This is a genomic window from Pseudomonas sp. MF6396, from assembly GCF_002018915.1.
Taxonomy (GTDB): domain Bacteria; phylum Pseudomonadota; class Gammaproteobacteria; order Pseudomonadales; family Pseudomonadaceae; genus Aquipseudomonas; species Aquipseudomonas palmensis.
On the sequence record NZ_MVOK01000003.1, the window covers coordinates 174,660 to 188,502 of the forward strand.

At 65.9% G+C, this 13,843-nt stretch carries 13 protein-coding genes; 6 read left to right on the plus strand and 7 right to left on the minus strand.

From position 1 onward, the window contains the following. The 3 genes from trhO to MF6396_RS04160 all read right to left on the minus strand — a co-directional run bounded on the left by trhO (position 1) and on the right by MF6396_RS04160 (position 1,885). The gene (trhO, locus tag MF6396_RS04150) at positions 1-936 is read right to left on the minus strand and encodes an oxygen-dependent tRNA uridine(34) hydroxylase TrhO (RefSeq protein WP_043862667.1); all 936 of its coding nucleotides are present in this window, start codon (positions 934-936) and stop codon (positions 1-3) included. A 109-nt stretch (positions 937-1,045) separates the two neighbouring features. After that, positions 1,046-1,345: a BolA family protein gene (locus tag MF6396_RS04155; protein ID WP_043862666.1), complete on the minus strand. Its 300-nt coding sequence runs from the start codon at positions 1,343-1,345 to the stop codon at positions 1,046-1,048. Positions 1,346-1,357: 12 nt separating this feature from the next. Further along, positions 1,358-1,885 (minus strand): DUF2059 domain-containing protein, encoded by a 528-nt coding sequence (locus tag MF6396_RS04160; protein ID WP_043862665.1) that lies wholly within the window; start codon positions 1,883-1,885, stop codon positions 1,358-1,360. Positions 1,886-2,039: 154 nt separating this feature from the next. Between MF6396_RS04160 and MF6396_RS04165 the strand changes: the two genes are divergently transcribed. Continuing rightward, positions 2,040-3,434: a class II fumarate hydratase gene (locus MF6396_RS04165; RefSeq protein ID WP_078479778.1), complete on the plus strand. Its 1,395-nt coding sequence runs from the start codon at positions 2,040-2,042 to the stop codon at positions 3,432-3,434. Positions 3,435-3,532: 98 nt separating this feature from the next. Here MF6396_RS04165 and pap read toward each other — a convergent pair whose 3' ends face one another. Next, a complete protein-coding gene (gene pap / locus MF6396_RS04170) occupies positions 3,533-5,023 on the minus strand; it encodes a polyphosphate:AMP phosphotransferase (RefSeq protein WP_054915862.1) in 1,491 nt (496 codons plus the stop codon). Positions 5,024-5,123: 100 nt separating this feature from the next. Between pap and mnmC the strand changes: the two genes are divergently transcribed. From mnmC to MF6396_RS04195, 5 genes are all read left to right on the plus strand, one after another. Then, entirely contained in the window at positions 5,124-7,127 is a 2,004-nt protein-coding gene (mnmC, locus tag MF6396_RS04175) for a bifunctional tRNA (5-methylaminomethyl-2-thiouridine)(34)-methyltransferase MnmD/FAD-dependent 5-carboxymethylaminomethyl-2-thiouridine(34) oxidoreductase MnmC (RefSeq protein WP_078479779.1), read from the plus strand. Positions 7,128-7,231: 104 nt separating this feature from the next. Further along, entirely contained in the window at positions 7,232-9,019 is a 1,788-nt protein-coding gene (locus tag MF6396_RS04180) for an N-acetylglutaminylglutamine amidotransferase (RefSeq protein WP_078479780.1), read from the plus strand. A 3-nt stretch (positions 9,020-9,022) separates the two neighbouring features. Then, a complete protein-coding gene (gene ngg / locus MF6396_RS04185) occupies positions 9,023-10,768 on the plus strand; it encodes an N-acetylglutaminylglutamine synthetase (RefSeq protein ID WP_058541030.1) in 1,746 nt (581 codons plus the stop codon). Positions 10,769-10,790: 22 nt separating this feature from the next. Further along, complete coding sequence (locus MF6396_RS04190; protein ID WP_043862659.1) at positions 10,791-11,975, plus strand: osmoprotectant NAGGN system M42 family peptidase; 1,185 nt, start codon at positions 10,791-10,793, stop codon at positions 11,973-11,975. Between the two features lie 72 nt (positions 11,976-12,047). Further along, positions 12,048-12,281, plus strand: a complete 234-nt coding sequence (locus MF6396_RS04195) for a YheU family protein (RefSeq protein ID WP_043862658.1) — start codon at positions 12,048-12,050, stop codon at positions 12,279-12,281. Here MF6396_RS04195 and csrA read toward each other — a convergent pair whose 3' ends face one another. From csrA to MF6396_RS04210, 3 genes are all read right to left on the minus strand, one after another. Then, positions 12,282-12,470, minus strand: coding sequence for a carbon storage regulator CsrA (gene csrA / locus MF6396_RS04200; RefSeq protein WP_043862657.1), 189 nt, complete (start codon positions 12,468-12,470; stop codon positions 12,282-12,284). 125 nt (positions 12,471-12,595) lie between these two features. Further along, a complete protein-coding gene (locus MF6396_RS04205; protein ID WP_054915866.1) occupies positions 12,596-12,928 on the minus strand; it encodes a YnfA family protein in 333 nt (110 codons plus the stop codon). A 48-nt stretch (positions 12,929-12,976) separates the two neighbouring features. Continuing rightward, a complete protein-coding gene (locus tag MF6396_RS04210; protein ID WP_054915867.1) occupies positions 12,977-13,792 on the minus strand; it encodes an SDR family oxidoreductase in 816 nt (271 codons plus the stop codon). Between the last annotated feature and the right edge of the window lie 51 nt (positions 13,793-13,843).

Sequence of the window (13,843 nt, forward strand, 5' to 3'; positions counted from 1 at the left end):
TCACACCTCGGCTTTGCGATAGTTGTGGCCGATCGGGTGCGGCATGTTGCGGGCCTTGGCCAACTCGATCTGCTTCTGCCGATCGATGGCGCTGCGCCGGGTCTTCTCGCTCAGGCTGTCCCAGCAATGCGGGCAGCTGATGCCTGGCGAATAATGCTCGGAGGCCCGTTCTTCCACGCTGATCGGGGTACGACAGGCGTGGCACTGGTCGTAGTCGCCTTCGCTGAGGTCGTGACGCACGGTCACGCGGTTGTCGAAGACAAAGCAGTCGCCCTGCCAGCGCGTTTCTTCCTGGGGAACCTCCTCGAGGTACTTCAGGATGCCACCCTTAAGATGATAGACCGCTTCGAAACCCTCGCCGAGCATATAGCTGGAGGCTTTTTCGCAGCGGATGCCACCGGTGCAGAACATCGCCACCTTCTTGTGCCGGGCAGGGTCGAAGTTGGCCTTGATGTACTCGGGAAACTCGCGAAAGGTGGTGGTCTTTGGGTCGATGGCGCCCTCGAAGGTACCAATCGCCACTTCATAGTCGTTGCGGGTGTCGATCAGCAGCACTTCGGGGTCGCTGATCAGCGCGTTCCAGTCCTTGGGCTCGACATAGGTACCGACCGTCCGGTTCGGGTCCACGCCCGGCACGCCGAGGGTCACGATCTCTTTCTTGAGCTTGACCTTGGTGCGGTAGAACGGCTGTTCGTCGCAGTACGATTCCTTGTGATCGATGTCCACCAGGCGTGCATCGCTGCGCAGCCAGGCCAGCAGGCCATCGATGCCTTCGCGGGTACCCGACACGGTGCCGTTGATACCCTCTTCGGCCAGCAGCAGGGTGCCCTTGACCCCGTTGCGCTCCATGGTCTCGAGCAGCGGCTCGCGCAGCTCGACGTAATCTTTCAGGGTGACGAACTTGTACAGCGCCGCCACGACGATAGCTTGGGTCATGCCTTGATTCTCCAGGTGGTCACCCTCGCAAAGGGCGGACCGGGTCGACAATAAAAAACGCGCCGACAGGCGGCGCGTTGCGGATTCTAGCAAAAACCTGAAAGGGATTTCAGTGTTTGCTGCCTCCGGCGCAGGTGGGCGAAGCCGGCGCGCTGCCGACTTTCTGCCATTCCTGCGGGGTGTAGGTGTGCAACGCCAGGGCATGGAACTGCCCCATCAGGTCACCCAGGGTGGCGTAGACCTTCTGGTGGCGCTTGACGCTGTTCAAGCCATCGAACTGTTCGCTGACCAGCACGGCCTTGTAGTGGGTCTGCTGGCCCCGGCTGTGCATGTGGCTCTCGTCCAGCACCTCGAGGTGCTGCGGGGCGAGCGCCGCCAGGCTCTGTTCGATCTTCTGCTGCATCGACATGCTGGGCTCCGCTTAAGGTTTCTTGGCCGGTGCGGCCGCCTTGCCGGCGGACGGGTCCAGCTCGTTGGTCATGTCGGCCAGCAGCTTGTTGACCACCGGCACGGCGCTTTCAAGCTTCTGCTGGGTCAGCTGGGCCGACTGCTGGGTAACGGCAGGCATCTTTTCCAGGACTTTCTTGCCCAGTGGCGACTGGTAGAAGGCGACAAGGTCCTTGAGCTCGGATTCGCTGAAGGTGCTGGTGTACAGCTTGATCATGTCCGGCTTGAGCTTGTTCCAGCCGATGGCCTGGTCCAGGGCGGCGTTGGCCTTGGCCTGGTAGGTTTCAAGCACGGCCTTTTTGGACGCCGGCGCCTTGGTCTGCTCGAAGCGCTGGGCAAACATCTGCTGCACCTGCATGTAGACCGGGGTACCCAGTTTGTCGGCGTGCGCCATCACCAGGAATTTTTCAGCGCTGGCGTTGTGGCTGGCGGTATCGGCGAGTGCCTGGCCGCTGGCGCAGACCAGCGCGACAGCCGTGCAGAGGGCGCGAAGACGGGTCATCGAAATTCCTTAAAATAAAAAGAGGGCGTACCCAGAGTAGAGCATTCTGCGCCGACTGGGGCAGCCTGCTCAAGAGGGACGACAGGCAATGGAACCGCCATGCCGAATCAGGGCCTAAACTGCGCAAACAAGCCATTAAAGGAGTGCGTACCGCATGAGCCGTATCGAAACTGACAGCCTGGGCCCGGTTGAAGTTCCTGACGAGGCCTACTGGGGTGCCCAGACCCAGCGCTCGCTGATCAACTTTGCCATCGGCAAGGAACGCATGCCGCTGGCGGTACTGCACGCGCTGGTGCTGATCAAGAAAGCCGCAGCGCGGGTCAATGACCGCAACGGCGACCTGCCGGCCGACATCGCCCGCCTGATCGAACAGGCCGCCGACGAGGTGTTGGCCGGCGAGCATGACGACCAGTTCCCGCTGGTGGTGTGGCAGACCGGCAGCGGTACCCAGAGCAACATGAACGCCAACGAAGTGTTGGCCGGGCGCGCCAACGAGCTGGCTGGCAAGGGCCGCGGCGGCAAGGTGCCGGTGCACCCCAACGACCACGTCAACCGCTCGCAGAGCTCCAACGACTGCTTCCCGACCGCCATGCACATTGCCGCCGCACAGGCGGTCAACCAGCAACTGCTGCCGGCCATCGCCGAGCTGTCGGGCGGGTTGGCCGAACTGGCCGCACGCCACATGCAACTGGTCAAGACCGGGCGAACCCACATGATGGACGCCACCCCGATCACCTTCGGCCAGGAGGTCTCGGCCTACGTGGCCCAGCTGGACTACGCCCAGCGCGCCATCCGCGCGGCGCTGCCGGCGGTGTGCGAACTGGCCCAGGGCGGTACCGCCGTGGGTACCGGGCTGAACGCACCGCACGGGTTTGCCGAGGCGATCGCCGCCGAGCTTGCCGCCTTGTCGGGGCTGCCGTTCGTCACCGCGCCCAACAAGTTTGCCGCGCTGGCCGGGCACGAGCCGCTGACCACCCTGGCCGGTGCGCTGAAAACCCTGGCCGTGGCCCTGATGAAGCTGGCCAACGACCTGCGCCTGCTCGGCTCCGGGCCGCGCGCGGGGCTGGCCGAGGTGCGCCTGCCGGCCAACGAGCCGGGCAGCTCGATCATGCCCGGCAAGGTCAACCCGACCCAGTGCGAGGCACTGTCGATGCTGGCCTGCCAGGTGCTGGGCAACGATACCACCATCGGCTTTGCCGCCAGCCAGGGCCACCTGCAGCTCAACGTGTTCAAGCCGGTGATCATCCACAACCTGCTGCAGTCGATCGAACTGCTGGCCGATGGCTGCCGCAACTTCCAGCAGCACTGCGTGGCGGGCATCGAGCCAGACCCGCAGCAGATGGCCGAGCACCTGGAGCGCGGGCTGATGCTGGTGACGGCGCTCAACCCGCATATCGGTTACGACAAGTCGGCGCAGATCGCCAAGAAGGCCTACGCCGAAGGCACCACCCTGCGCGAGGCAGCGCTGGAACTGGGGTATCTGACCGATGCGCAGTTCGATGAATGGGTAAGGCCGGAGCAGATGCTCGAGGCCGGCGGCAAAGGCTGAAAAAAGCTCTGCTACGCAGCCCGTCGCGGGTCAAGCCGCTCCCACAAGGCTGTTGGAGTGCCTGTGGGAGCGGGCTTGCCCCGCGATGCGGCCAATGATCACTTCTTGTCTTTCTTGAACGCCGCCTCCAGCGCCTCGTTGATGGTGCGCAGCACCTTCACTCGCGCCCAACGCTTGTCATTGGCCTCCACCAGCGTCCAGGGCGCCACTTCGGTGCTGGTGCGGTCGACCATGTCGCCCACCGCCTCGGAGTACGCGTCCCACTTGTCGCGGTTGCGCCAGTCTTCCTCGGTGATCTTGAAGCGTTTGAACGGTATCTGCTCGCGCTCCTGAAAACGCTCCAGCTGGGTCTGCTCGTCGATCGACAGCCAGAACTTGACCACCACCACGCCAGCGTCGTGCAGTTGCTCCTCGAAATCGTTGATCTCGCCATAGGCGCGCATCCAGTCGGCCTGGCTGCAAAAACCCTCGATACGCTCCACCAGCACCCGCCCGTACCACGAGCGGTCGAACACCGTGAACTTGCCGCGCGCCGGAATGTGCCGCCAGAACCGCCACAGGTAGGGCTGCGCCCGCTCCTCCTCGGTAGGGGCGGCAATCGGCACGATGCGGTACTGACGCGGGTCCAGCGCGGCGGCCACGCGCCGAATGGCACCGCCCTTGCCCGCCGCGTCGTTGCCCTCGAACACCGCCACCAGCGCGTGGCGACGCATGCGCTTGTCACGCAGCAGGCCCGCCAGACGGGCCTGCTCGACAATCAGCTGCTCCTGGTAGTCGTTCTTGTCCAGGCGCAGGGTCATGTCCAGGCTGCCCAGCAGGCTGCGTCCGTCGATGGATTCGCCCAGCGGCGCGATGTTGGTCTGGCGCCCCAGGGTCTTGGCCTTCAAGGCGTTCTGCAGGCCCTCGAGCAGGATCTTGCCCACTGCCAGGCTGCGGTAGTTCGGGTCCACGCCCTCGATGATGTGCCAGGGTGCATAGTCACGGCTGGTGCGGCGCAGCACCCGTTCGCCGAAGCGCACGAACCGGTCATAGGTCTGCGATTGCTGCCAATCCAGCGGGCTGATCTTCCAGCTGTGCAGCGGGTCATCCTTGAGCGACTTGAGCCGCGCCTTCATCTGCTTCTTGGACAGGTGAAACCAGAACTTGAAGATCAGCGCGCCTTCGTCGCACAGCATCTTTTCCAGCCGTTCGGCACCGTTGATGGCCTGGTCGAGCACCGCGTCCTTGAACTGGCCATGCACCCGCCCCTGCAGCATCTGGCTGTACCAGTTGCCGAAGAAGACGCCCATGCGCCCCTTGCTCGGCAAGGCCCGCCAGTAGCGCCAGGCCGGCGGCCGGGCCAGCTCCTCGTCGGTCTGCTGGTCGAAGGTGCGCACCTCGATCAGGCGCGGGTCCATCCACTCGTTGAGCAGCTTGACGGTTTCGCCCTTGCCGGCCCCCTCGATGCCATTGATCAGCACGATGACCGGAAAGCGAGACTGCTGCTTGAGCTCGAACTGGGCTTCGAGCAAGGCTTCGCGCAACGCCGGCACTTCGGCGTCATAGGTTTCTTTGTCGATGGCGTGACCAATTTCGGCGGATTCGAACATACCAGGCTCCCTTCTTGGATAAGCAAGACTAGCGGATCACGCAGCCCTTTGTCGCAAGGCGATCGGCTAGAATGCACGCTTCGCTGTTGCCGAGCCGAACATGAACGACACCCCCGCCACCCCGACCCAGTACGCCCAGATCGAGTGGGATGAACAGGGCCGCCCGTATTCACGCCAGTACGACGACATCTATTTCTCCAAGGAGCAGAGCCTGGAGGAAACCCGTCATGTGTTCATCGAGCAGAACGACCTGCGCCAGCGCTTCGCCGCGATGGCCGACGGCAGTTGCCTGGTGATCGGGGAAACCGGCTTCGGCACCGGCCTGAATTTCTTCTGCGCCTGGCAGGTGTTCGCCGACTGTGCACCGGCCGGGGCACGCCTGCATTTCGTCAGCGTCGAAAAATACCCCCTCAGCCATGCCGACCTGGCCAAGGCCCTGGCCCTGTGGCCCGAGCTGACGCCGTTCAGCCAGCCACTGCTGGCGCAGTACGTGGCGGTGCACGAAGGTTTCCAGCAGTTCGTCTTCGACCAGGGTCGGGTGACCCTGACCCTGATGATCGGCGATGCGCGGGAACAGCTGCCGCAGTTGGACGCCCCCATCGACGCCTGGTTTCTCGATGGCTTTGCCCCGGCCAAGAACCCCGACATGTGGACCCCCGAGCTGTTCGCCCAGCTCGGCCGCCTGTCGGCGCCGGGTGCCACCCTTGGCACCTTCACCAGCACCGGCTGGGTGCGTCGCGGGCTGATTGCGGTGGGCTTCAAGATGAAGCGCATTCCGGGTATCGGCAAAAAATGGGAAGTGCTGCGCGGCGCATTCACCGGCTGGCCCGCCGAGCAAGCGCCGCTCGCGCCGGTTGCCCCATGGTTCGCGCGCCCCGCGCCGCTGGCCGGCCCCCGCGAGGCGCTGGTGATCGGCGCCGGCCTGGCCGGTTGCACCACCGCCGCCAGCCTGGCGGCGCGCGGCTGGCAGGTACGCCTGCTGGAGCGCCACGCCGCCCCTGCCGGTGAAGCCTCGGGCAACCCCCAGGGCGTGCTGTACCTGAAGCTGTCGGCCCACGGCACCGCGCTGTCGCGGCTGATCGTCGCCGGCTTCGGCTACACCCGCCGCCTGCCCGAACAGTTGCAGCGCGGCACCGACTGGGACGCCTGCGGGGTGCTGCAACTGGCCTTCGACGACAAGGAAGACCAGCGCCAGATCAAGCTCGACCAGGCGTTCAGCGACACCCTGCTGCGGCGCCTCGACCAGCCGCAGGCCGAAGCCGTGGCCAGGGTCGGCCTGCCCAGTGGCGGTCTGTACTACCCCGAGGGCGGCTGGGTGCATCCGCCCGCGCTGTGCCAATGGCAGGCCGGGCAACCGAACATCACCCTGCTGCCCCACCATGACGTGGTACAGCTGCGCAAGGTCGACGGCTTGTGGCAGGCATGGGACGGCGAGCGCCTGCTGGCCAGCGCGCCGCTGGTGGTGCTGGCCAGCGCAGCGGACATCCATCGTTTCGAGCCGTGCGCCGAGCTGCCGCTCAAGCGCATCCGCGGGCAGATCACCCGCCTGCCGGCCACCAACGCCAGCCGCGCGCTGGGCACCGTGGTGTGCGCCGACGGTTACGTCGCGCCGCCGCGCCTGGGCGAACACACCCTGGGGGCGAGCTTCGACTTCCACAGCACCGACCTCGCCCCCACCGCTGCCGAACATGCGAGCAACCTGGAGCTGCTGCGGGAAATCTCCGGCGACCTGGCAGAACGCCTTGGCGCTGCCGAGCTGGAACCTGCCAGCCTGCAGGGCCGCGCGGCGTTTCGCTGCACCAGCCCCGACTACCTGCCGATCGTCGGCCCGTTGGCCGACAAGGCGGCGTTCAACCAGGCGTATGCCGTGCTCGGCAAGGACGCGCGACAGCTGCCGGACAGTTCGTGCCCCTGGCTGGAGGGGCTGTATGTGAACAGCGGCCATGGTTCGCGCGGCCTGATCACCGCGCCTCTGGCGGGTGAACTGATCGCCGCCTGGGTCGACAACGCACCCTTGCCGGTGCCGCGCGACGTGGCCGAGGCCTGCCACCCGAATCGTTTCATGTTGCGCGAACTGATACGCGGCAAGGGCAAGCAAGGCTGAAGGCTTATAACAGATTGATCTAAAACTCACAGGATCCGCACCGGTCAGTTCCTATGTGCCCGAATTCAGGGCACCTTCCCCAACGGAAAAACCGGTAAGGACTTATGTGCGGATTAGCTGGAGAGTTTCGTTTCACCCCTGTAGCCAACACACCACGCCCAGCGGACCTGGCCGCGGTCGAACGGATGACCCATCACCTGGCGCCCCGCGGCCCGGATGCCTGGGGCTTCCATAGCCAGGGGCCCATCGCCCTGGGCCATCGGCGCCTGAAGATCATGGACCTGTCCGACGGCTCGGCCCAGCCCATGATCGACAGCCAGCTGGGCCTGTCGCTGGCATTCAACGGCGCCATCTACAACTTCCCCGAACTGCGCGCCGAACTCGAAAGCCTGGGCTATGCCTTCTACTCGGACGGCGACACCGAAGTGCTGCTCAAGGGCTACCACGCCTGGGGCGCCGATCTGCTGCCGCGCCTGAACGGCATGTTCGCCCTGGCGATCTGGGAACGTGACAGCCAGCAGCTGTTCCTCGCCCGCGACCGCCTGGGGGTCAAGCCGCTGTACCTGTCGCGCACCGGCGAACGCCTGCGCTTCGCATCGAGCCTGCCGGCCCTGCTCAAGGGCGGCGACATCAACCCGGTGCTCGACCCGGTGGCACTCAACCACTACCTGAACTTCCACGCCGTGGTGCCCGCCCCGCGGACCCTGCTGGCGAACATCGAAAAGCTGCCACCGGCCACCTGGATGCGCATCGACGCCCAGGGCCGCGCCGAGCAGCACGTGTGGTGGAACCTGCACTACGGCCCACGCACCGATGAACAGCACCTGACCCTGGAAGACTGGCGCGACCGCGTGCTCGACAGCACCCGCGAAGCCGTTGCAATCCGTCAGCGCGCGGCCGTGGATGTCGGCGTGCTGCTCTCGGGCGGCGTCGACTCCAGCCTGCTGGTCGGCCTGCTGCGCGAAGTCGGGGTCGAGGACCTGTCGACCTTCTCCATCGGCTTCGAAGATGCCGGCGGCGAACGTGGCGACGAGTTCCAGTATTCGGACCTGATCGCCAAGCACTACGGCACCCGCCACCACCAGTTGCGCATCGACGAGCGCGAAATCATCGAGCAACTGCCAGCCGCGTTCCGCGCCATGAGCGAGCCGATGGTCAGCCACGACTGCATCGCCTTCTACCTGCTCTCGCGGGAAGTGGCCAAGCACTGCAAGGTGGTGCAGAGCGGCCAGGGTGCCGACGAGCTGTTCGCCGGCTACCACTGGTACCCGCAGGTGGACGGCGCCAAGGACCCGTACGCGGCCTACCGCGAGGCCTTCTTCGACCGCAGCTACGACGAGTACCGCGACACCGTGCAGCCGGCCTGGCTGCTGGGCAATGACGCCGCCGGCGACTTCGTGCGCCAGCACTTCGCCCAGCCCGGCGCCAGCGCGGCAGTCGACAAGGCCCTGCGCCTGGACAGCACGGTGATGCTGGTCGACGACCCGGTCAAACGGGTCGATAACATGACCATGGCCTGGGGCCTGGAGGCTCGCACGCCGTTCCTCGACTACCGGCTGGTGGAGCTGTCGGCGCGGGTGCCGGCCCAGTTCAAGCTGCCCGATGGCGGCAAGCAGGTGCTCAAGGAAGCCGCGCGACTGGTCATCCCCAGTGAAGTCATCGACCGCAAGAAGGGCTACTTCCCGGTACCGGGCCTCAAGCACCTGCAAGGCGCCACCCTGGACTGGGTACGCGAGCTGCTGCTGGACCCGAGCCAGGACCGCGGCCTGTTCAACCCGGCCATGCTCGACCGCCTGCTCAGCGACCCGTATGGGCAACTGACGCCGCTGCGCGGCTCCAAGCTGTGGCAACTGGCCGCGCTGAACCTGTGGCTCAGCGAACAAGGAATCTGATCGATGAAAGCCCATGCCTCACCCTATGGCCAGCGCCTGCTGCGCGGCCAGGTGCCGTCCTATGAACGCCTGCAGGCGCAACTGGCCGGCGACGGCAGCGACCCGCACGACCAGCCGCGCTGGTTGCATTGCGGTTGGGGCCGGCTGCTGATCGGCCACACCTACCCCGACCCGGCCAGCCTGGCGGCGGCCCTGGCCAAGGAGCAGCCCGGCGAGCGCGATATCGCGCTGTACGTGGCCGCCCCCCAGCAGGTACTGGCCCAGGCGCCGCAACAGCTGTTTCTCGACCCCTCCGACACCTTGCGCCTGTGGTTCAGCGACTACCGCCAGGCGCAGCGAGTGTTTCGCGGCTTTCGTATCCGCCGCGCACAGAGCGACAGCGACTGGGCAGCCATCAACGAGCTGTACGTGGCCCGTGGCATGCTGCCGGTCGACCCGGCGCTGATCACTCCGCGCCACCAGGGCGGCCCGGTGTACTGGCTGGCCGAAGACGAGGACAACGGTGCGGTGATCGGCAGCGTGATGGGCCTGAATCATCAAAAGGCCTTCGACGACCCGGAGCACGGCAGCAGCCTGTGGTGCCTGGCCGTGGACCCCAACTGCACCCGGCCCGGGGTCGGCGAAGTACTGGTACGCCACCTGATCGAACACTTCATGAGCCGCGGGCTGAGCCACCTCGACCTGTCGGTGCTGCACGACAATCGCCAGGCCAAGCGGCTGTACGCCAAGCTGGGCTTTCGCACCCTGCCCACCTTCGCGGTCAAGCGCAAGAACGGCATCAACCAGCCGCTGTTCCTGGGGCCGGGGCCGGAGGCCGGGCTCAACCCCTATGCGCGGATCATCGTCGAGGAAGCCTACAAGCGCGGCATCGATGTGCAGGTGGACGATGCCACCGCCGGGCTGTTCACCCTCAACCACGGCGGACGCCGGGTGCGCTGCCGCGAGTCGCTCAGCGACCTGACCACCGCCGTGAGCATGACCCTGTGCCAGGACAAGAGCCTGACCCACAAGGTGCTCGAAGCCGCCGGCCTGAGCCTGCCGGCGCAACAGCTGGCGGGCAACGCCGCCGACAACCTGGCCTTTCTGGAAGACCACGGCGCGGTGGTGGTCAAGCCGCTGGATGGCGAACAGGGCAACGGCGTGGCGGTCAACCTGACCTGCCTGCAAGACCTGGACGCCGCCATCGAGCACGCGCGCCAGTACGACAGCCGCGTGTTGCTGGAAAGCTTTCATGAAGGGCTGGACCTGCGCATCGTGGTCATCGGCTACGAGGTGGTGGCCGCCGCGATTCGTCACCCGGCCTCGATCGTCGGCGACGGCCAGCACGCCATCGGTGCGCTGATCGAAGCCCAGAGCCGCAGGCGCCAGGCCGCCACCGGTGGCGAAAGCAAGATCCCGCTCGACGCCGAGACCCAGCGCACCCTGCACGCCGCCGGGGTCGACTACGACACCATTCTGCCCGCCGGCCAGCGCCTGGCCGTACGGCGTACCGCCAACCTGCACACCGGCGGCTGCCTGGAGGACGTCACCGCACGCCTGCACCCGACCCTGGTGGATGCCGCCGTGCGGGCCGCCCGCGCCCTGGACATTCCGGTGGTCGGCCTGGACCTGATGGTCAAGGCCGCCGACCAGCCCGACTACGTGTTCATCGAAGCCAATGAACGGGTCGGTCTGGCCAACCACGAACCCCAACCCACTGCCGAACGCTTCGTCGACCTGCTGTTCCCGCACAGCCGGCCGGTGCCGTGACAACGCCCCACGAGGAGTCCGCATGCCTGATCAATTGCCCGAACCGGACCTGACCTATCTGCAGAAGGTCCTGCTGGAAATGCTCGCCATCCCCAGCCCCACCGGCTTCACCGACACCATCGTGCGCTACGTGGCCGAGCGCCTGGAAGAACTGGGTATCCCCTTCGAGCTGACCCGGCGCGGCACCATCCGCGCCACCCTCAAGGGCCGCAAGAGCTCGCCCGACCGCGCCGTTTCGGCGCACCTGGACACCATCGGCGCCAGCGTGCGCACCTTGCAGGACAACGGCCGCCTGGGCCTGGCCCCGGTCGGCTGCTGGTCGAGCCGTTTCGCCGAGGGCAGCCGGGTCAGCGTGTTCACCGACACCGGCGTGTTTCGCGGCAGCGTGTTGCCGCTGATGGCAAGCGGGCACGCCTTCAATACCGCGGTCGACCAGATGCCGGTGAGCTGGGAGCACGTCGAGCTGCGCCTGGATGCCTACTGCACCACCCGCGCCGACTGTGAAACCCTGGGCATCGGCATCGGTGACTTCGTGGCCTTCGACCCGTTGCCCGAGTTCACCGAAAGCGGCCATATCAGCGCCCGTCACCTGGACGACAAGGCCGGCGTCGCGGCGCTGCTGGCCTCGCTCAAGGCCATCGTCGAAAGCGGCATCCAGCCACAGATCGACTGCCATCCGCTGTTCACCATCACCGAAGAAACCGGCTCGGGGGCCGCCGCCGCATTGCCGTGGGACGTCAGCGAATTCGTCGGCATCGACATCGCCCCGGTCGCCCCCGGCCAGCACTCCAGCGAACACGCGGTCAGCGTGGCCATGCAGGACTCCGCCGGCCCCTACGACTACCACCTGTCGCGCCACCTGCTGAGCCTGGGCCGCGAGCACAACCTGCCGGTGCGCCGCGACCTGTTCCGCTACTACTTCAGCGACGCGCATTCGGCGATCACCGCCGGGCATGACATCCGTACCGCGCTGCTGGCGTTCGGCTGCGACGCCACCCACGGCTACGAGCGCACCCATATCGACAGCCTGGCTGCCCTCAGCCGCCTGCTCAGCGCCTACCTGCTCAGCCCGCCGGTGTTCGCCAGCGATTCCAAGCCCACCGGCAGTTCGCTGGAAAGCTTCAGCCACCAGCTGGAACACGACGCACAAATGGAAAGTGATACCCGCGTACCGGCGGTGGACAGCCTGGTTGGCCAAAAAGGCTAGCCACTGCAGGCCACATGCAGGAAAGGTTTCGCGTAGCATGTGCGAAACCTTTCCTGATTCTGTAGCTTTTTTATGTTGATACCCTACGACCAGCTCGAAGCCGACACCCTCACCCGCCTGATCGAAGACTTCGTCACCCGCGACGGTACCGACAATGGCGACGACACCCCGCTGGAAACCCGTGTACTGCGCGTGCGCCAGGCGCTGGCCAAGGGGCAGGCGGTGATCCTGTTCGACCTGGACAGCCAGCAGTGCCAACTGCTCGCCAGGCATGAAGTGCCCCGCGAGCTGCTCGACGATCAGTGATCAGGCGCCCAGGCCGCCCTTGCCCAGTTGCTCGGCGATACGCCGATAGATTTCTGCACGGTGCACCTCCACATCGCGTGGTGCGCAGATGCCGAAACGCACCGTGTTGCCGTCTACCGACAGTACCTTGATCTTGATGTCGTCATCGATGGTGATGACCTCGCCGACTTCGCGCCCTATGACCAGCATTCTCCAATCCTCCACATCAGGGGAGAGTGAAGACTGAACCGGGTGCTGAAACGGTTCAACGCTCTGACAGGCAAATAGACAATTCCCACAACTTTGCGGGAATTTGCCTACAAGATCCTACTCGCTCAGCTGTTTTGCAGACGTGGTCCGATCACGATGATGGTGGCGCCGATCACGCACAGCAACGCACCGAGCCAGTCGCTGCCCATCGGCCGGGCACGCTCCACCACCGCCAGCCACAGCAGCGAAGTGACGATATAGATGCCGCCATAGGCGGCGTAGGCGCGCCCGGCGTAGGCCGCCTCGACGCGGGTCAGCAGCAGGCCGAACAGGGTCAGGCTGAGCAGCGCGGGGGCGATCCACCAGCCGCTCTTGCCCAGCCGCAGCCACATGTAGAAGGCATAACAGCCGGCGATCTCGAACACCGCCGCCAGAAAGAACCACACATAATTCATCACGTCCGCTGCTACCCGCGCAAAAGCGCCTAGCATACCGTAGCGAACAGCCTACGCCTGCGTCTGACGCCCCTTGGCACGCATTCGCACGGCCATCTCGGCCATTTCGTCATACAGCGCCTGCGGGTCGCGCTGCTTGAGCTGCCAGGCCAGGCGCCCCTGCTCGTGGGGCAGAATCATGAAGTCACCGCGCGCCACCCCCTCGTAGATATAGCCGGCAATGTCGCTGGCGCTGATCGGCGAGCTTTCCAGCAGTTTGCCCACCTGGGCCTTCATTGCCGGGGTGGGGCCGCGGAACGAATCCAGCAGGTTGGTCTGGAAGAACGACGGGCACACCACGTGCACCGCCACCTGCTGCTGGCGCAGCTCCACCAGCAGGCTTTCGGACAGCGCCACCACCCCGGCCTTGGCCACGTTGTAGTTGCTCATGGCCGGCCCCTGCATCAGCGCCGCCATGGACGCGATGTTGATGATGCGGCCCTTGCTGCGTTCGAGCAGCGGCAGGAACGCCTTGCAGCCCTTGACCACGCCCATCAGGTTGATCGCGATCTGCCAGTCCCAGTCTTCCAGCGACAGCTCGGCAAAAAAACCGCCCGACGCCACCCCGGCGTTGTTGACGATCACATCGATGCCGCCGAGCTTTTCTTCGCAGGCCTGGGCCAGGGCGGTGAGCTGGCTGTAGTCGCGCACGTCGCAACGCTGGACGAAGCCCTCGCCGCCCGCCTCGCGCACCAGCGTGAGGGTCTGCTGCAGGCCGGCCTCGCCGATGTCGCTCAGGGCCAGTTGCCAACCCTCGCGGGCCCAGCGCAGGGCAATCTCGCGGCCAAGGCCGGACCCGGCGCCAGTGATCATCATGCGGTTTTGCATAGCCGGATGCCTTGTTCCTGAAGTTGAAGGCCAGTGTAGCGAAGGGTGCAG